This window comes from Streptomyces sp. NPDC056738, assembly GCF_042790435.1.
Lineage (GTDB): Bacteria > Actinomycetota > Actinomycetes > Streptomycetales > Streptomycetaceae > Streptomyces.
This window is the reverse complement of sequence record NZ_JBHTZF010000002.1, coordinates 326,460-343,551: the sequence shown is the minus strand read 5'-3', so window position 1 is coordinate 343,551 and position 17,092 is coordinate 326,460. Positions and strand designations below refer to the sequence as shown.

16 protein-coding genes are annotated in these 17,092 nt (G+C 70.9%); 6 read left to right on the top strand and 10 right to left on the bottom strand.

Annotated elements, in window-relative coordinates; genetic code table 11:
- Positions 1–6 precede the first annotated feature (6 nt).
- From ACFRIC_RS05230 to ACFRIC_RS05215, 4 genes are all read right to left on the bottom strand, one after another.
- Entirely contained in the window at positions 7–441 is a 435-nt protein-coding gene (locus ACFRIC_RS05230; protein ID WP_382779627.1) for a DUF5994 family protein, read from the bottom strand.
- A gap of 371 nt (positions 442–812) precedes the next feature.
- Positions 813–1,553: a GAF and ANTAR domain-containing protein gene (locus tag ACFRIC_RS05225; RefSeq protein WP_382779625.1), complete on the bottom strand. Its 741-nt coding sequence runs from the start codon at positions 1,551–1,553 to the stop codon at positions 813–815.
- Between the two features lie 5 nt (positions 1,554–1,558).
- Positions 1,559–2,275 (bottom strand): ANTAR domain-containing protein, encoded by a 717-nt coding sequence (locus ACFRIC_RS05220; protein ID WP_382779622.1) that lies wholly within the window; start codon positions 2,273–2,275, stop codon positions 1,559–1,561.
- Positions 2,272–2,619 (bottom strand): STAS domain-containing protein, encoded by a 348-nt coding sequence (locus ACFRIC_RS05215; protein ID WP_382779618.1) that lies wholly within the window; start codon positions 2,617–2,619, stop codon positions 2,272–2,274. Before ACFRIC_RS05215 ends, ACFRIC_RS05220 begins: the two co-directional genes overlap by 4 nt.
- Before the next feature lie 401 nt (positions 2,620–3,020).
- Between ACFRIC_RS05215 and ACFRIC_RS05210 the strand changes: the two genes are divergently transcribed.
- Complete coding sequence (locus ACFRIC_RS05210; protein WP_382779616.1) at positions 3,021–4,061, top strand: fatty acid desaturase family protein; 1,041 nt, start codon at positions 3,021–3,023, stop codon at positions 4,059–4,061.
- Between the two features lie 61 nt (positions 4,062–4,122).
- Here ACFRIC_RS05210 and ACFRIC_RS05205 read toward each other — a convergent pair whose 3' ends face one another.
- Positions 4,123–5,058 carry an alpha/beta hydrolase family protein gene (locus tag ACFRIC_RS05205; RefSeq protein WP_382779612.1) on the bottom strand — a complete coding sequence of 312 codons (936 nt, stop codon included), beginning with the start codon at positions 5,056–5,058 and terminating at the stop codon, positions 4,123–4,125.
- Positions 5,059–5,362: 304 nt separating this feature from the next.
- Here ACFRIC_RS05205 and ACFRIC_RS05200 point away from each other — a divergent pair, with 304 nt between their 5' ends.
- The 3 genes from ACFRIC_RS05200 to ACFRIC_RS05190 all read left to right on the top strand — a co-directional run bounded on the left by ACFRIC_RS05200 (position 5,363) and on the right by ACFRIC_RS05190 (position 9,688).
- Positions 5,363–6,877, top strand: a complete 1,515-nt coding sequence (locus ACFRIC_RS05200) for an FMN-binding glutamate synthase family protein (RefSeq protein WP_382780806.1) — start codon at positions 5,363–5,365, stop codon at positions 6,875–6,877.
- Between the two features lie 48 nt (positions 6,878–6,925).
- Positions 6,926–8,653 carry a thiamine pyrophosphate-dependent enzyme gene (locus ACFRIC_RS05195; RefSeq protein ID WP_382779609.1) on the top strand — a complete coding sequence of 576 codons (1,728 nt, stop codon included), beginning with the start codon at positions 6,926–6,928 and terminating at the stop codon, positions 8,651–8,653.
- Between the two features lie 153 nt (positions 8,654–8,806).
- Complete coding sequence (locus tag ACFRIC_RS05190) at positions 8,807–9,688, top strand: RNA polymerase sigma factor SigF (RefSeq protein ID WP_382779606.1); 882 nt, start codon at positions 8,807–8,809, stop codon at positions 9,686–9,688.
- 32 nt (positions 9,689–9,720) lie between these two features.
- Here ACFRIC_RS05190 and ACFRIC_RS05185 read toward each other — a convergent pair whose 3' ends face one another.
- Positions 9,721–10,914 carry a PP2C family protein-serine/threonine phosphatase gene (locus ACFRIC_RS05185; RefSeq protein ID WP_382779603.1) on the bottom strand — a complete coding sequence of 398 codons (1,194 nt, stop codon included), beginning with the start codon at positions 10,912–10,914 and terminating at the stop codon, positions 9,721–9,723.
- Positions 10,911–12,515, bottom strand: a complete 1,605-nt coding sequence (locus ACFRIC_RS05180; RefSeq protein ID WP_382779600.1) for an ATP-binding protein — start codon at positions 12,513–12,515, stop codon at positions 10,911–10,913. The genes ACFRIC_RS05185 and ACFRIC_RS05180 overlap by 4 nt, the downstream gene beginning before the upstream one ends.
- Positions 12,516–12,631: 116 nt before the next feature.
- On the opposite strand from ACFRIC_RS05180, the gene ACFRIC_RS05175 reads away from it, so the two are divergent.
- A complete protein-coding gene (locus tag ACFRIC_RS05175) occupies positions 12,632–13,405 on the top strand; it encodes a response regulator (protein WP_382779597.1) in 774 nt (257 codons plus the stop codon).
- A gap of 71 nt (positions 13,406–13,476) precedes the next feature.
- Here ACFRIC_RS05175 and ACFRIC_RS05170 read toward each other — a convergent pair whose 3' ends face one another.
- From ACFRIC_RS05170 to ACFRIC_RS05160, 3 genes are read right to left on the bottom strand one after another with little or no spacing between them, the layout of a single operon-like run.
- Positions 13,477–14,484 carry an iron-containing redox enzyme family protein gene (locus tag ACFRIC_RS05170; RefSeq protein WP_382779594.1) on the bottom strand — a complete coding sequence of 336 codons (1,008 nt, stop codon included), beginning with the start codon at positions 14,482–14,484 and terminating at the stop codon, positions 13,477–13,479.
- Complete coding sequence (locus tag ACFRIC_RS05165; RefSeq protein WP_382779591.1) at positions 14,484–14,780, bottom strand: CDGSH iron-sulfur domain-containing protein; 297 nt, start codon at positions 14,778–14,780, stop codon at positions 14,484–14,486. The genes ACFRIC_RS05170 and ACFRIC_RS05165 overlap by 1 nt, the downstream gene beginning before the upstream one ends.
- Complete coding sequence (locus ACFRIC_RS05160; protein ID WP_382779588.1) at positions 14,764–15,453, bottom strand: HemK2/MTQ2 family protein methyltransferase; 690 nt, start codon at positions 15,451–15,453, stop codon at positions 14,764–14,766. The genes ACFRIC_RS05165 and ACFRIC_RS05160 overlap by 17 nt, the downstream gene beginning before the upstream one ends.
- Before the next feature lie 351 nt (positions 15,454–15,804).
- On the opposite strand from ACFRIC_RS05160, the gene ACFRIC_RS05155 reads away from it, so the two are divergent.
- Complete coding sequence (locus ACFRIC_RS05155) at positions 15,805–17,073, top strand: PP2C family protein-serine/threonine phosphatase (protein ID WP_382780803.1); 1,269 nt, start codon at positions 15,805–15,807, stop codon at positions 17,071–17,073.
- Positions 17,074–17,092: the final 19 nt, after the last annotated feature.

Below are 17,092 nucleotides of genomic sequence, written 5' to 3'. Positions count from 1 at the left end.
GAACCCTCAGCCGCCCGGTGACTCCTCCTTCTCCTCCCAGGCGGTGCCCACGCTGTGGGCGAGCCACCCGGCCTCCGCCTCCGTGGCCTCGGGCGGTACGACCAGCAGGTCCCATCGGCCGCGGCCGGGCGCCAGCAGGCAGGCGGTGGACGGGGCGTGCCGACCGGTCGTCCGGCGCAGGCGCACCACCTGACCGGCGACGAGCAGCCGCCCGGGGAACGGGGCCCATACCGCCTCGTCCACCAGGACGCTGCTGATGTGCCCCCAGTCGGGAGGCAGTTCGGCCAGCAGCCGGGGCAGTTCGGTCGTCAGATCGTCGGAGCGGGGCCACCAGGCACCGTCGATGCGACGGGGCATGCGGCCCTGTGCCGGTGCGGCCGACAGGCACAGCCGGGCGCTGGTCGGCGAGGGGAACGGGGGCGGCGGAAGAGCGACGGTCATGAGAACTCCTGGACGGGACACGGTCGATCGGATTCACGCTCGGCGTGCCGCGACACGGGCCGGGGTCGGCCGGTGCACGTCACCGGCCCGGAGCGTCCGCGACGGGCCGGACGGCTTCACGGTCCAGGGGCGTCCATTGCGGTCCTCCGCCCGGCGCCGCGCGCTCGTGCGCGGCCTCGGAACGGGATGACGGTACGCGGCGTCGGATGCCACGGGGCGGAACCTGCCTGGGCCTCGCGGCCCGCATCTGTCCAGCGACGAGGACGACGCCCGTGCGATCACCGGCGTACGACATGCCCTCGGCGCTTCTGAGCGTACTCCTGCCGGTACGGCGGCCACGGCAGGACGAGTCCGCCGGTTCGCTCCCGGGATCAACCCCTGTCGAACGCGCGGATGGCGTCCGTGTCCTGTGTGCCGTCGGTGATGGCCCGGGCCAGTTCGGAGAGTTTGCGGCTGTGGGCGCGGGCGTAGGAGCGGAAGACGCCGAACGCCTCGTCCACGCTCATCTGCCAGCGCTCGGCGAGAATGCCCTTGACCTGTTCGATGACGACGCGGCTGTTGAGGGCGTACTGAAGCTGGTCGCGCTCGGCCTCGCTGTGCGCGAGCGTGCGCTGCTGGAGGATCGCGATGGTGGCCACGTCGGCGAGTGCCTGGGCGAGTTCGAGGTCTGCGGCGGCCAGGGGCGAGGGGGTCTTCTGAAAGAGACTGAGCGCGCCGATGATCCGTCCGCGCAGCCGCAGCGGCATCGCGTTGGTGGCGACGAACCCGGTGTCCTGGGCACTGCGGGTGAACTGGGGCCAGCTCGCGACCGCCTCGGGGTCGGTGAGGCTGATGTGGACGCGCGGCCGGCCGTGGCGGTAGCACTCGACACAGGGGCCCTGGTCGTGCTGGAGCGCGAAGAGTTCCAGGAGCCGGGTGTGCTCGTCGGAGGCGGCGAGGAGATGGAGCCGGTCGTTCTCGTCGGCGAGCAGGATGCCGACGGCGGCGACGTCCAGCAGTTCCACGCAGCGCCTGGACAGGTTCTGCAGGAAGTCGATGACGTCGAAGTCCTCGATCAGCGAGTCAGCCACTTCGACGAAGACTTCGGTGAGCTGCTGGTTTCGGGTTGTCATGGAGATCAGTCCTCGTCTGCGTCGTCGATGACGTTCGTCGGGGGCAGCTCGGGGGCAAGCCGCAGACGTCTTGCCACGATGTCCCGGGCCGTGTCGGTCAGGTTGAGGTTGTTGCTGTAGGCGTGGGCACGCAGCCTGAGCAGGGCTTCCGCCAGCGGTACGGACAGTTGGACGCTCACCATGCCGGTCGCCTGGTGCAGGACCGCGTGGTGGAACACCTGGTCCTCGTCCTCCGGTGACGACAGCAGCGGGAACCCGAGGTCCAGCACGCGTCTGGTCAACGCGGCCGCGAGGGCGTTGGCGTCGTCACCCTGTGCGAGTGTCACGGGTCCGGGAACGCTTCTGACCAGGGTCAGTACTCCCAGTGTGATGGCCCCGATCCGCAAGGGGAAGCAGAACACCGCCTGCACGGCGAGACCGGCGGCGTCCGCCACGAGTCCGGGCCAGCGGTCCTCGCGCACGCGGGCGAGGTCGTGCACGCGCACGGCCGTGCCGGAGGCCAGGCTGTCCGGTCCCGGCCCCTGGCCGTGCGTGATCTGGAGGTCCTCGAAACCGTCCGAGACAGCACCGGAGGACCACAGGATCTCCGCGACGCCCGGCCCGCCGCCCGCACTGACGGAGATCCCGTCCACGCCGAGCGGCTCGGCCGCGTCGGCCACCGCCTCCGACCAGGCATCGGTCTGGAGCAGGCGCAGGATCTTCGCCATGCGGTCACTGATCATGCGGTGCCACTGGCCGGCGGCGGGAGTCCGCCCGAGCGCGGCTCGGCGGGGGAATCCGCGGCGAGCAGGAATTCCGTACCGGTGGTCCTCAGGAGCCGTCGGACGACGGGGGGCGAGTGGTGCAGCATCACGTGCGCTCCGGACGCTCCACGACGCTCGGCGGCGAGGAACACGTTCAGGCTGCTGGCGTCGCAGAATCGGACCGCGCTGAGATCGACGTCGATGCCGGTCATCCTGTAGGCGTGACACATGGCCAGGGCCGAGCGGACGCCCGAGACGGTGGCCAAGTCGATCTCACCCTCCACGAAGACGGTCGCCCGGTCGTCGCACCGGTTCAGAGTCATCGTATGCACAACGGTGCCTCGGCTTCCCCGGCCCGCACCGGAACCAGGCGAAGAGGCTTGTGGGCGGGCCGGCTGGAGATGAGCAGCGGGGTCGCCGAGAAACGGTCACCGGCAGTGGCCGGGGAACACCTGGCACACGCGGGGAAGGGGTCCACCGTCCGGAGGCCCGACGCCGTCGATCGACGGGACGCGCCGGGGTCACGGACGCACCCCCATCGTACTCGCCGCCGCAAAGGCAGGTGCGGACAGCGGATTCCGGGGTACCCAGTCCGGACAACCACCTCACGCTGCGGAAGCCGCCTCCCCGCGGAGACGGCTGGGCCGTGACCCCGCCGACCGACTGCGTGGAGTGAGCCCGCGACGCACCGCTCCGGGCTCCGTCCACCGAGAGGGTCACGACCGTGATCGAAGCAACCACTGTCCGTGCCGTGCCGGGCCCGGGAAGTGACTTCGCCCGGCTGTCGAAGAGGATCGCCGACAGCGGCCTGATGAGCCGGCGCCCCGGCTACTACACCGTCCGCCTCACCGTCGTGGCCGCCCTGTACGCGGGCGCCTGGACCGCGTTCGTCCTGGTCGGCGCCGACTGGAGGACGCTGGCGGTCGCGGCGCTGCTCGCCGTGGCCTTCGGCCAGGTCGCGCTGGTGTCCCACGACATCGCCCACCGTCAGGTGTTCCGGCTGCGCAGGGCGAGCGAGAGGTCGGGGCGTATCGCCGGGAACGCCGGGATCGGTATGGGGTTCGGCTGGTGGCAGGACAAGCACACCCGGCACCACGCCAACCCCAACCATCAGCAACTCGACCCCGACATCGTCCCGGACATATTCGTCTGGACGCGGAGCCAGGCCGACGTCGCCACGGGGCTGCCCCGGCTGATCGGCCGCTCGCAGGCCTACCTGTTCTTCCCCCTCCTCACCCTGGAGGGCTTCAACCTGCACGTGGCGAGTGTCCGGTCGCTGGTGAACCCCGCGCTCAAGAACCGGACGACGGAGGGGGCCCTGCTCCTCGGTCACTTCGTCGTCTACCTCACCGCGGTGTTCCTGGTGCTGCCGCCCGGCATGGCGTTCGCCTTCATCGCCGTCCACCAGGGCCTCTTCGGGGTGTACCTGGGCTCGATCTTCGCCCCCAACCACAAGGGCATGCCGGTCCTCACCGGCGAGGACCGCCCGGACTTCCTGCGCCGTCAGGTCCTGACCTCGCGCAACGTGCACGGTGGCTGGTTCACCGACATCGCCCTGGGCGGCCTGAACTACCAGATCGAGCACCACCTGTTCCCGAGCATGCCGAGTCCGAACCTGCGCAGGGCACAGGTCATCGTCCGTCGTTACTGCGAGGAGTTGGGCGTCGACTATCTGGAGACCAGTCTGGCCGCCTCCTACCGGCAGGCCCTGCGCAGTCTCCACCGGGCCGGCGCTCCGCTGCGCCGCACCCAGGCCGCCGCGTAGCGCCGCGGTGCGCCGCACACCGCCCGGCATGCGGCGCACCACTCGGCGTCCCGGGCCCGGGTCAGGGCTTGGCGGTGTACACGACCCCCGCCTGACTCTGGGCCGCTGAGCCCCATACCTGGTCGTACATCGAGGAGTCACCGCCGAGGGTGTAGAGCAGGTAGGCGGTGGTGATGCCCCGGGTCAGCTTCTGCTGCGCAGCGCGCGTGATGGTCCCGCTGTCGCACCCGAATCCCGAGCTGTCCTCGAATCCGCAGTGGAAACCGCCGGTGATGACGCGCAGTTGGGCGGGGGCGGGCTTGGCGTCGTACATCTTCCGCTGGTTGCCGGCGACGCCCGCGATCGTGTCGGCGCTGCCTCCGACGTACTGGGCCGGCACGGTCAGCTTTCCCGAGGCGGTGACGGCCGACGGGCTGGTCTCCGCCGCCGCCAGCGTGGACACGCTCTTGACGGCGGGGTTGCGGGCCGCGGCGAGCAGCGCGGCGCCGCCGCCCATGGAGTGACCGGAGACCCCGAGACGGTCCGTGTTCACGGCGCCCGCGAAGCGCGAGCCGCTGGTGGTGTTCTGGCCGGTCAGCCAGGTGAGACCGGCGTTCAGGTCGTCGGCGAAGGCGGAGTGGTCGGGGAAGAGGCCGCCTTGCGATTTCGGTGTGACGGTGATGAAGCCCCAGGACGCGTAGTGCCTGAGCAGGCTTTCGTACTGGGTGATGCCCTGGAAGAAGCCGTGTCCGAAGGCGAGTCCGGGATGGGCGCCCGGTGCGACGGCCGCGTCGGCGCCGGCCGTCGCTCCCGGGTACCAGACGCGTGCGCTGTACGAGCGGCCGGAGGCCGAGACCGTCACATCGGAGTAGGCCACGGGGAAGGACCCGGTGGTGGAAGGGTCCACGACCGCCGCGGGTCTCGCGGCGGGAAGCGCGCCCGCCGTCGGCGCGACGGCGAAGGCGGTTGCGGCACTGAGCAGGAGAACGATCACGAACCGTGACAATCGACGTGTCATGCGATCACCTCGTTCTGGGTGCGGTTGTGCGCGGGGAAGCGGAAACCATCGAGGGAAGGTCGTCCTCGATGACGTGTGACCGGGCGGTCATGTGACCGCCCGGTCATCGTGGGGCGCACCGCGGGAAGTGTCAACGCGTCTGACACGAGAGGCTGTTGGCACGCCGCGGCATCGAGCCGTTCGCCCCCGGGCGAGGCTCGTGATTGGCGACCGGGCTTGTGGACACTAGGACGGAGTGCTGAAGACATGTCTGGTCGCCCTGCTCGGCCTTCTCGCGGTGGGCGGTCTCGTCGCCGCCCTGCTCATGTCCCCCTGGTACTGGGGCGTCGCCGCCCCCTTGGTCGTGGCCGCGCTGGTGGCCGTCCACGATCTCGTCCAGCGGCGGCACTCGGTTCTGCGGAACTACCCCCTGGTCGGTCATCTCCGGTTCGCGCTGGAGCGGCTGCGGCCGGAACTCCAGCAGTACTTCATCGAGCGGAACTTCGACGGCCGCCCCTTCGACCGCGACACGCGCAGCATCGTCTACGAGAGGGCCAAGGGAACCGCCGCCGAGGAGCCGTTCGGCACGGAGCTCGATCTCTACCGGGCCGGCAGTGAGTACCTCACTCCGTCCATGGCTCCGCGTTCCGTGCCCGACACCCCGCCCCGGGTACGGATCGGCGGACCCGACTGCGCCCAGCCGTACGACATGGCCCTGCTCAACGTCTCCGCGATGAGCTTCGGCTCGCTGTCGGCCAATGCCGTGCTGGCTCTCAACACCGGGGCTCAGCTCGGCTCCTTCGCCCACGACACCGGGGAAGGCGGTCTTTCCGAGTACCACCTGCGCCCGGGCGGCGACCTCGTCTGGGAGATCGGCACCGGCTACTTCGGCTGCCGGACGGAGGACGGAGGCTTCGACGAGCGGCAGTTCGCCGACAAGGCGGCGCGCGATCAGGTCAAGTGCGTGTCGCTGAAGATCAGCCAGGGGGCCAAGCCGGGCATCGGCGGCGTACTGCCGGGAGCCAAGGTGAACGCGGAGATCGCCCAGGTGCGCGGCGTACCGCAGGGAGAGACGGTCGTCTCGCCGCCCTTCCACCGGGTGTACGACACACCCCGCGAACTGGTCCGCTTCCTGGGCCGGATGCGTGAACTGGCCGGCGGCAAACCCGTCGGGTTCAAACTGTGCGTCGGCTCGCGCCGTGAGTTCCTCGCCGTGTGCAAGGCCATGCTGGCGGAGGGGACGACACCGGACTTCATCGTCGTCGACGGCGCCGAGGGCGGTACGGGTGCGGCGCCGCTCGAGTTCGCCGACAACGTCGGACTGCCGCTCGGCGAGGGCCTGATGACCGTGCACAACGCCCTCGTGGGCGTCGGGCTGCGCGACCGGATCAAGATCGGCGCCAGCGGCAAGGTCGCCACCGGCAGTGATCTGGTGAAGCGCCTGATCCAGGGCGCCGACTACACCAACGCGGCCCGGGCCATGATGTTCGCCGTCGGATGCATCCAGGCACAGCGCTGCCACACCAACACCTGCCCCGTGGGGGTCGCCACGCAGGACGAGCGTCGCGGCCGCGCCGTCGACGTCGACGACAAGTCCCGGCGCGTACGGCGCTATCAGGAGGCGACGGTCAAGAGCGCCCTCCAGATCATGGCGGCGATGGGCGTCGACGATCCGGGCGGCCTGCGTCCGGCCATGCTGCTCCAACGGGTGGATCCGCACACCGTCCGCTCCTACGACGAGCTGCATGAATGGCTCGCTCCCGGACAACTGCTCGCATCAGCACCCGAGAGCTGGGCACCCGACTGGCAGTCGGCCCACCCGGACCGCTTCACCCACTGAACCGTGCCCTCGTACCGCGGGGGCCGCACCGGACCGGAAGGCATTCCTGTGGCACGTACCGTCGCCCATGTGATCGTCGACGCACTCAAGGAGCTGGGCGTCGGTCACGTCTTCGGAGTCGTCGGGGACGCGCTGAACCCGCTGACCGACGCCATCCGCACCACGGAGGGCCTGAGCTGGATCGGCTGCCGGCACGAGGAGGCCGCGGCCTTCGCCGCGGGGGCCCAGTCCCAGCTCTCGGGAACCGTCGGCGTGTGCATGGGGACGGTGGGACCGGGATCCGTCCACCTCCTCAACGGGCTGTACGACGCTGCCAAGAGCCGGACCCCCGTGCTCGCGATCTGCGGTCAGGTCCCCCTGGCCGAGATCGGCAGCGACTACTTCCAGGAGGTCGACAACGACCTGCTCTTCCGCGACGTGGCCGTCTTCCGCGCCACCGTCACCTCCCCGGACCAGATGCCGCGCATGCTCGAATCGGCCGTACGCGCCGCCGTCGCCCAGGGCGGAGTGGCCGTCCTGACCGTTCCGGGCGACCTGGGTGACCAGGCACTGAGTGAGGACCGGCCGGCGCGCTTCGCTCTCGACCGTCCCGTCACCCGCCCCGACGACCCGGCACTCGCCGAGGCCGCCGAGCTGCTCAACAGCGCCGCTCGCGTCACCCTCCTCGTGGGCCGCGGGGCGCGTGACGCCCGCGCCGAGGTGCTCCGGACCGCCGAGCTGCTCGCCGCGCCCATGGTGCTCACCCTCAAGGCGAAGGAGGGTTTCGAGGAGGACAACGCCTTCCAGGTCGGCCAGACCGGCCTCATCGGCAACCCCGCCGCCGCCCACGCGTTCGACAGCGGCGACGCGCTGCTCATGCTGGGCACCGACTTCCCGTACCGCGAGTGGTATCCGAAGGACGCCGACGTCGTGCAGATCGACGACCGTGCGGAGCACCTGGGACGCAGGGTCCCGGTGACCGTGGGACTCGCCGGCGATGTCGGAGCGACGCTGCGCGGCCTGCTTCCCCTGCTGAAGGCGGCTTCCGACCGCGCCCACCTGGACGACGCCCGGAAACGGTTCGTCCACTGGCAGGAGGGTCAGCGGCGGCTGGCGCGCCCTGACCACGACCGCCGCTCGACCGGGAAGGTGCGCGCCGCCCTGGACAACCGGGACCACGCGATCCGCCCCGAGGCGCTGGCGGCGGCGGTGGACGCGTACGCGGACCAGGACGCCGTCTTCACCTCCGACACCGGCATGGCCACCGTCTGGCTCTCCCGCTTCGTCACCATGAGCGGCACCCGGCGCCTGATCGGCTCCTACAACCTCGGCTCCATGGCCAACGCCATGCCGCAGGCCCTCGGGGCACAGCTCTGGGCGCCGGACCGGCAGACCGTCGCGTTCTGCGGCGACGGAGGACTCAGCATGCTGCTGGGGGATCTCATGACGATCAGGACGTACAGGCTGCCGGTGAAGCTCGTCGTCTTCGACAATCGACGCCTCGGCATGGTCAAGCTGGAACAGGAGCAGGTGGGGTTGCCCGAGTTCGGCACCGAACTGGACAACCCGGACTTCGCCGCCCTGGCCACGGCCCTGGGCATCACAGGGATCCGGGTCACCGATCCGGCCGAGCTCCACGACAGCGTGCGCCGGGCGTTCGACACCCCGGGACCGGTCGTGCTGGACGTACTGACCAACCCGGAGGAGATGGCCGTGCCGGGCAAGCCGACCGTGGCGCAGGGCTGGGGCTTCGCCGTCGCCAAGGTCAAGGAGGCTCTTTCGGGCCTGGGAAACTGATTCACCGGACGTCGGTCTCCGCCCGGCGGGACCGCCTCGGCCGCACCGGGGCGCCCGTCGCGCGGCATGGGTTGTCCGAATGGGGGTAACCGCCCTGTTGTCGGCCTCCAGCAGCCGGCGACACGGGGGCTGGAACCGTGGGAGGGGTCTGACATGACGGTGACCGAGGCGACAACGCTACGGACCGATGCGACAGCGGCACACACCGAGGCGGCGGCACCGCCGACCACGGACCTGCCGGACATAGCGGACCCCTCACGGGTCGCGCCCAAGGACGCACGGCAGCTCTCCCGGCTCTTCTTCGACCAGCTCGCCGTGCTGGAAGAGGGCACGCCCGAGTACCAGTACGCCCGCAACACGCTCATCGAGATGAACATGACCCTCGTCCGCTTCGCCGCCGGCCGCTTCCGCAGCCGCGGCCACGACGAGATGGAAGACGTCGTCCAGGTCGGCATGATCGGCCTCATCAAAGCCATCGACCGCTTCGAACTCACCCGCGAAGTCGAGTTCACCTCCTTCGCGGTCCCCTACATCGTCGGCGAGATGAAGCGCTTCTTCCGCGACACCTCCTGGGCCGTCCACGTCCCCCGACGCCTCCAGGAAGCCCGCATCCACCTCGCCAAGGCCACCGAGGAACTCCGCAGCCGCCTCGGCCGCACCCCCACCGTCAAAGAGCTCTCGCAACTCATGTGCCTGAGCGAGGAAGAGGTCAACGAAGCCCGCGTCGCCTCCAACGGCTACACCTCAGCCTCCCTCGACGCCACCATCGGCTCCAGCGACGACGGCGAAGCCGCCCTCGCCGACTTCATCGGCACCGACGACAACGCCCTCGAACTCGTCGAGGACTTCAACGCCCTCGCCCCCATGATCGCGAAACTCGACGACCGCGAACGACGCATCATCCACATGCGCTTCGTCGACGAATGCACCCAGGCCCAGATCGGCGAGCACCTCAACATCTCCCAGATGCACGTCTCCCGCCTCCTCAACCGCACCCTCGCCAAACTCCGCGACGGCATGCTCACCACCGACTGAACCGGACTCCGCCTACGGGTGCGGTCCGGACCTCACCGGTGGTCCCAGTCCAGGCGCAGCACGGCCAGGTCGTCGGTGTGACGCCCGGCGTTCAGCGCCTGGGTCCGGTCGATGAGGCGGTCGACATGGACGGCCGGGTCCGTCGCCGGCTCGTCGCGTATCAGCGCGAGGAGTCCTTCGACGCCGAGCCGCTCGTTGTCCGAGCCGTTGTGTCCCTCGGTGAGGCCGTCGGTGTAGAGGGTCAGGGCGCCGGCGGCCGGCAGAGGAATCACCGTGGCCGGCCAGGTGCCGAGCCGCGGGGCGATCCCCAGGGCCATTCCGTGTGCGGCGACCAGTTCCCGGGTGCCGTCAGCGGTGGTGAGCAGGGGTTCGTGGTGGCCCGCCAGATGGAGGGTGGCCGTGTTCGCGTGCTGGTCGAGGGTCAGCAGGGTGCAGGTGGCGAACAGGGGCTGGGGGCCGCGTTCGGCGATCAGGATGCGTTCCATGAGGTGCAGCAGGCCGGGGCCGCGATGCCCGCCGAGGACCAGCGAGCGCCAGGCGATGCGGAGGCAGACGCCGACCGCGGCGGCGTCCGAGCCGTGTCCGCTGACGTCGCCGACGACGGCGTGCAGGAGTCCGTCGTCGCCCTCCACGACGTCGAGGAAGTCCCCTCCGAGCAGTGCTCTTTCGGCACCGGGCAGATAGCGGGTCGTCACCGTGACCGTGGAGGTGCCGAGGATGGGCTGGGGCAGCAGGCCGCGTTGCAGACGGCCGTTCTCCTCGGCGTGCAGACGGGCTTTCTGGGCCTCGGCCGTCACGCGTTCGGTCTGGCTGCGGTAGACGGCGTAGCGGACGGTCCGGTGCAGCAGGTCGGCCTCGACCTTGCCCTTGACGAGGTAGTCCTGGGCGCCGGCGGCCATCGCCTCGGCTCCCGCCTGCGTCTCGGACAGGCCGGTGAAGACGATCACGGCGGTGTGGGGGGCGAGTTCCCGGACGGCGGCGATGGTCTCGGTCCCCGACATGTCCGGCAGGTGGAGGTCGAGGAGGACGCAGTCGATGGCCCGGGCCGCGAGTTCGCCCCGCGCTTCGGCGAGGGTCGCCGTCGTGGTGAGCTCGAAGCGCAGGCCCGTGTCGTGGAGGAGTTCCTCGACCAGCAGGGCGTCCGCCGGGTCGTCCTCGATGAGCAGGATGCGGTACGCCGGTTCGGGCGAGGGTCTGCCGGGGGTGTCGGTGGCGGCCGCGGTCACAGGGCCGGTTCCGTGTCGGCGCGGGTCGCCTCCGGCAGGGTGGAGGGGCCCATGATCTTGGGGGGTCGCTCGGCGAGGGTGAACGTGATGCGGGTGCCGTCCCGGTGATCGGGGTCGACGGAGATGGTGCCGCCGTGGAACTCGACGATCTTCTTGCACATGGCCAGGCCGATGCCGCTGCCCTTGTAGGCGTCCTTGGTGTGGAGTCGCTGGAAGATGACGAACACCTTCTCGGCGTATTCGGGGGCGATGCCGATGCCGTTGTCGGTGACGGTGAACCGCCACAGCGCGTCTTCCCGTACGGCGGATATGTGGATCTCGGGTGCCTGGTCGGGCCGGCGGAACTTGACGGCGTTGCCGATGAGGTTCTGCCAGAGCATGCCCATCTGGGTGGAGTCGGCGACCAGGTGCGGCAGCGGTTCGTGCGTGATCGAGGCGCCCGTCTCCTCGATGCTCACGCTGAGGGAGGACAGGGTCCGCTCCAGCACCGAGCCGAGATCGACGCTCTGGAGCTCGTGGTGGACGCGGCCGACGCGGGAGAAGTCGAGGAGGTCGTTGATGAGGGTCTGCATGCGGTTCGCGCCGTCGACCGCGTAGTCGATGTACTGGTCGGCCCGGGCGTCGAGTTGGCCGCCGTAGCGGCGTTGCAGGAGCTGGGTGAAGCTGGAGACCTTGCGCAGCGGTTCCTGGAGGTCGTGGGAGGCCACGTACGCGAACTGTTCCAGTTCGGCGTTCGAGCGTTGCAGGTCGGCGGCCTGCGCGTCGAGGCGCAGACGTGCCTCCTCGGCGAACGCCAGCTCGCGCACGAGGCGCCGGCGCATGAAGTCGATCTCGCCGCTGAGCAGGCGCAGGTCCGCCGGTCCGACGGGGGTGATGGGGTGGTCGAAGTCGCCGCCGGCGACGGCGCGGGCGTCCGCGCCGAGCTGGTCCAGGGGTCCGGTGACGCCGCGGCGCAGTCCCTCGAAGACCAGCACCGTGAGAGCGGCGATGACGACCGCGATCGCGGTGAACAGCCAGTTCCGCAGGACCATCGTGGTGTCGAGGTCGTCCACCGCCCGGGCCCGCTCCGTCCGCAGCCGCTGCTGCTGGGCGCTCAGGGCGCTGCGGAGCGCGTCGAACACCTTCTTGCCCGCGGCGGCCCGCTCCGCGGTCAGGGGCGAGGGGCTACCGGCGGGTGCGGCGGCGATCGGGCGGGCGATCGTCCGCTGCCAGACCTCCGCGGTGTCCCGCACGGTCTTCAGGTCCTTCAGGGCGGCCGAGTCACCGTGGAGCAGCTCCGTCAGGCGAGCCGTGTAGGTCGCCTGGTCGGTCAGCCCCTGCCGGTAGGGGGTGAGGAAGTCGGGGGTGCCCGTGACCCCGTATCCGCGGATGCCGGTCTCCTGGTTCAGCAGGGCCGACTCCAGGCGGAACGACGTGCTCAGGGCGGGCGACTTCACGTCCACGAGGTTCGTGCTGATCGATTGCGTCCGTTGCAGGACCCACGCTCCCGTCACCGCGAGGAGGGTGAGGACCGTCAGCGCGACGGCCGCTCCGACGCGCAGCCACCGCCGGGTCGTCCACGTGGAGGACTCCCCCGCACGCGCTCTCGTGGTCCCGCTCATGCCGTGTACCCCTCCGCTGTGCCGGCCGCCTGCGAGACAGGGGGCAGCGGCCACTGTAGAGGGTGTTCGACAACAACGGTTGTCGTGGGGTCGGTTCGAGACCTAAGGTGCAGCACATGCCTGGCACGAATTTCGTTCTGCGAACCACTCCCGAGGAGACGGCAGGTGTCGCGGACGCGGCGGTCGGCCGGCTCGCCAGGCACCTCGCCCTGCAACTGCTGGAAGAAACCCCGGCCCGGGCGGAGGGGGATTCGGCGCGGCCCCTGGCCCTGCTCCACATACTGGACCAGCTCCAGCAGGCGGCCGAGCGCCTCCAGCGGGACGCGGCCGAGGCCGCCGCCCGCACGGGTGCCGGGTACCCGCAGATCGGTGCTGCCTGCGGCATGAGCCGCCAAGGTGCCCGGCGCCGCTGGCCCGGGCTCTTCAACCACACCCACGAAGCACCCATGGAGCATCCGATGATGACCACCCCCGCTCGGCCCTTCGACGTCCTGCTCGTCGAGGACGACATGGCCGACGCCCTGCTCATCGAGGAAGCCCTCTCCGAGCGTGGGGCCCGCAACCTGGTCCAGGTCACCGACGGGGTCGCCGCGCTCGAGCACCTGCGCGCGCCCTCCGCGGTGCGCCCCGACCTGATCGTCCTGGACCTGAACATGCCCCGGATGAACGGACGCGACCTGCTGCGCATCCTCAAGCAGGACGAGAACCTCCAGACCATCCCGGTCGTCGTGCTCACCACGTCCACCGCGCCCGACGACGTCGCCGACGCGTACAGCAGCCATGCGAACGCCTACGTGACGAAGCCGGTCAACCTGGAGGAGTTTGAGCAGGCGGTCCAGAGCATCGACGCCTTCTACCTCGACACCGCCACCCGCCCGCCGCGCACCTGACCGCCCTTCGTCACCGTCGGCCGGGCGGTGGCGGGGTCGCGGGGCACGAGGTTCCGGACCTGTCCGCCGTCCTACGCGGGGGCACGCAGGGCGCTGCGTCCGTCGTGCCAGGCGGTGAGGAGCGTGGCGGCGAGCCGGTCCTCCAGCAGCGTGGTGGCCTGGACGCCGAAGACGACGTCCGGTTCCAGGGCGGGCTCGCTCTCCAGCAGTCCGCCCACCACGTCGTGTCGTACGACCTGTTCGTGGACGGCGTCCGCCTCGACGTGCTCGTCGTAGAAACGGACGGCGGCGGGTCCTGCCCCGGTGCGCCGCAGCGCCTTCGCCAGTCTGCGCGAGCCCGGGGAGGACGTCACCTCGACCGCGGCGAAGTGTCCGACGAGCGCGCCCCGCAACGCCCGGTGCAGCCCGAAGAGGGACATCAGGTTCACCGTGGCGAGCGCCTCGGCCGGGGTGGCGTCGAGGTAGTGGCCGTACACCGTCTCCAGACCGAGGTCCTCCATGAGGTCGGCGAACAGCCCGGCGTGGATCTCCTCCGGGCGCCCGGCGCCGAACTCGTCGTACTCGACCGCCACCATCGCCGCCTTGGCCCGGCCGTGCAGCCGTGGAATGACCCAGGCGTGCGGATCCGCCTCCTTGAGGTGGTAGAGCGAGCGCAGCGCCATGTATTCCGCCAACTGGCCCGGTTCCCCGTCGCGTTGAAGATAGTGCGAGACGCTCGCTCCGTCATGGCCGACCGGCTCGATCTGCAGCTCGTCGAGAGCCTCCTTCGCGGACACCGGAGGGGGGACGTCGACGCGCAGAGCGGTGAGGAAACAGTGTTCGAGGGCGCGGCGCAGGGCCAGAAGTCCCGGGTCCCATTCACGGTCGTCGTCCACGCCGTCGAATCCCTGGTAGTGCAGTTCGTACAGCACATACAGAGCGAGGTGCAGATCGTCACCGTAGGGATCGGCTTCGGCCGCCCGCTCCGGTCCGGGCACCGGACGTCCGTGGGCGAGAGCGGAGACGACGCCGGCGGACAGGGTTCCGCGCGGGGTGGGCAGCGGCGGGCTGCCCAGCCGGGCCTCCGGTCGGTCGGACATCACGCGGCTCCCTCCGCCCCGGTCGCCGGGCCGGACGGGTCGGCGGGCTCCGGGCGATCGTCCCCGGACGGCCCGGCGGGCCCGGTCGTCCCGCCGTCCGGCCTCGCACGGCGGCGGTGGCTCGTGTCGCACCACGGATAGGTGCGGCTGCGCCGGCAGGTGCAGACGGCGACGGTGAAACGGTGGGAGACGGTGACGCTGCCGTCCTCGCCGATCACCTCGACGGGCCCCTCCACGAGCAGCGGCCCGTCGGGGTCGACCCGGACCCGGCGCGGCCTTTCAGGCGTGTTCGGCACGGATGACCACCAGCTCTTCCTTCTCGTCCTCGGCCTCGTCACCGAGCAGGCCCCGCCGGCGCAGCCACGGCAGACGGGAGCGCAGTACCGGCCCGAACGGAACCCTGGCCCGGTCCGTGACCACCGCGCTCATGCCGGCGCGGGCCAGCCGGTCCAGGGTGGCGTCGACACCGCAGAGTCCCGAGTGGACCACGAGCAGGGCGCCGGACGGCCGCAGCACCGTGGGCGCGGCATCACAGATGCGGTCGACCAGGATCCGGCCGTCGTGTCCCGCGTCCCAGGCCCGAGCCGCGCCCCTGCGCGGGAGGCGGGCATCGGGCGAGGGCACGTAGGGCGGATTGCTGATCACGAGGTCGTACGACTGTCCCCGTACCGCGCCCGTGAGGTCGCCGTGGCGCACGGTGACGCGCCTCCGGGCGATCATCGCGTTGAAGCGCGCGGTCAGTACGGCCCGTCTGGAGATGTCGACCGCCGTCACCCGCGCTCCCCGTCTCGCGGCCTCCAGCGCGAGGGCGCCACTGCCCGTCCCCAGCTCCAGCACCCGGGTCCGGGATCCCATGGACTCACGGCTCAGCGCCCGCGCCAGCAGGCGTGTGTCGTCCTGGGGGCGGTACACCCCGGGAGGCGCCAGCAGGAACGGTGACACCGAGGGGGTGAGCGTCTGGGTCGTCACTGTGTGCCTCCGATGGACGGCTGGCCCGTGTTCCGTGGCTCTCTTCGCGCTGAGTGCCCTCCAGGGGGTGATCCACACGTCGTGGAGACATCGCGCGGGAACCACGGGCCGACCAGGGCGTTCGGCCGGAGCGCACGGGGGCGGTCTGCGAGGATGGCTTCATGGACGTGTCGAGCGGGAACCACGGTGCTCCACGGACGCGATCCCCCCGCCGGAGGGGGGAGCGTTCGTGCGGGCGCGGATTCCTGGCAGCGGGCTGATCACGCTGAACGCCATCGGGTCCGGTGCGCGGTTCGCCGCCTCCGAGGAGGGGGCCGCCTCGGTCGCGGCCTTCGCAGGAGCGGGCCGATGATGAGCGCGACCGGCCACGGCGGGAGGAGCGAGGGGTCTCCCCCGAACGCCCGTCCCGGTGACGACCAGGCCATGTTCTCCGCACTGCTCGAGGACAGCGTGGAGGATCTGTACGAGCACGCGCCGTGCGGGTACCTGTCCACGACCCTCGACGGCCGTATCGCGAAGATCAACCGGACGCTGCTCGACTGGCTCGGATACGAGAACAGCGACCTCGTGGGCCGGAAGGACTTCGCCGATCTGCTCACGGTCGGAAGCCGGCTCCACCACGAGACGCATTTCGGCCCGCTGCTGCGCATGCAGGGGGAGGTGAGCGGCATCGCCCTGGAGCTGCAGACCGCCGGGGGCGACCGGCTCCCGGTTCTGGTGACCTCCGTCATGCGCCGAGGCAGTGACGGACAGCCGCTGCTGATCCGTACGACCGTCGTCGACGCCCGGGACCGCCGCACGTACGAGACCGAACTGCTGCGGGCCCGTCAGGAATCGGACCGGGAACGCGAACGCCTGAAGCGGCTGAACGCCACCCTGCAGAAGACGCTGCTGCCTCCCGTCCTGGTGGACGTGCCCGGACTGGACGTCGCCGCGTCCTACCACGTCGCCTCCGTCGACGAGGTGGGCGGCGACTTCTACGACCTGTTCCCCCTCGCCTCCGGCACCTGGGGGTTCTTCCTGGGCGACGTCTGCGGCAAGGGCGCGGCCGCCGCGGCCGTCACCTCTCTGGCGCGCTACACCCTGCGGGCGGCCGCCGTGTACGACCCCGCCCCCGCGGCGGTGCTGGCCAATCTCAACACGGTCCTGAATCACGAGTACAACGGCGACGACCCGCGTTTTTGCACCGTCGTCTTCGGCGTGCTCACCCCGGACGGCGACGAGGGCGGCTTCCAGGTCGTCCTGGCCAGCGGCGGCCACCCGCCGGCCCTGCTGATGCGGTCCGACGGCCGTGCCGACTGGCTGCCGACCCCGGGCGGCCAGCTCATCGGCGTCCTGCCGGACGCCTACATCGCCACCACCTCGGTCCGCCTCGACCCCGGCGACACGCTGTTCCTGCACACCGACGGTCTCACCGAGGCCCGCCACCGCGGTGCCGTCGACGGCCGCTACGGCGACGAGGCCCTGCTGGAGTTCGCCCGGGAGCTCGCGCCCACCACCGCCCGTGACGCCGTGGCCGCGATCCGGGATCTCCTCGACACCCTCGGCACCGGCGTGGACGACGACACCGCCGTCCTCGCCTTCAACGTGCCCCGACGCGGCGACGAAGAGCGGACGTGACCCACGGACCGCCGCGGGT